This window comes from Streptomyces sp. PT12 (genome assembly GCF_003311645.1).
Lineage (GTDB): Bacteria > Actinomycetota > Actinomycetes > Streptomycetales > Streptomycetaceae > Streptomyces.
This window is the reverse complement of sequence record NZ_QEST01000206.1, coordinates 1-772: the sequence shown is the minus strand read 5'-3', so window position 1 is coordinate 772 and position 772 is coordinate 1. Positions and strand designations below refer to the sequence as shown.

General features: G+C 75.5%; 1 protein-coding gene and 1 pseudogene. Both read right to left on the bottom strand.

What is annotated here, in order from left to right; translation table 11 throughout:
- Window positions 1-254, bottom strand: a pseudogene (locus DEH69_RS22915) (hypothetical protein); the annotation flags it as partial.
- Entirely contained in the window at window positions 251-655 is a 405-nt protein-coding gene (locus DEH69_RS22910) for a hypothetical protein (protein WP_147255777.1), read from the bottom strand. The gene DEH69_RS22910 and the pseudogene DEH69_RS22915, both read right to left, overlap by 4 nt.
- Window positions 656-772: the final 117 nt, after the last annotated feature.

Sequence of the window (772 nt, the reverse complement as noted above, 5' to 3'; positions counted from 1 at the left end):
TGCTCGGCCAGATGCGCCGGGCGGTCGCGTTCGATCTCATCCGCCCGCGCCATGGCGTAGAGGCGGCGCACACACCGGGGACAGGCGTAGGCGGGCGCGGTCGCGATGCCGTTCGGCCCCGCGATGGAGACGGGCCCGATCCAGACCACCCGCTGAACGGTCCCGGGGTCGCAGCCCAGCCAGCAGCGGCCGTTGACCGGCCGGTCGTTGCCCCGGTCGGGGTCGCGGAGAGAGAGATCGATCGCGCCGTTCACCGCGCCTCCCGAACGGTGCCGCGTCCCCGCCGGGCGGCCTCCCGCAGCCGCGCGACGGCGGCGCGAGCCTCGTCGTGGGCGGCGTGCCGCTGGTCGGCGTCGAGCGTACGGTCCTTTGTGCGGGCCACGGCGGCCAGCAGCCGCCCGACCGGGGCGGCGAGCACGGGCGACTCGCCCAACGGCGCGAGCGTAGCCACCAGTTCACCCGGAACGATCTCCGGGTACGTCAGCCGCGCCCCATCGTGGCGCAGCGGGTGGAAGCTGAACGGGATCAGCCGCTCGCGCGCCAGGCAGCCCGCGCACGCGCGGTGCGTCCACCCGCCCCCCGACCCGGCATGGTGCACCGCCACCACGACCAGCGGCGGCACCGTCGTCCCGCACGACGCACAGCGTTCGTTCACGACCCACCGCCCAAACCCACGCGGGCGGCGCGGTCGCGCACCCGTTCCGGGCAGCCAAGACACAGATCAAGCGGCGTCGCCGGGGGGCATTCCCGCCCCACGATCACCGTGACCGGC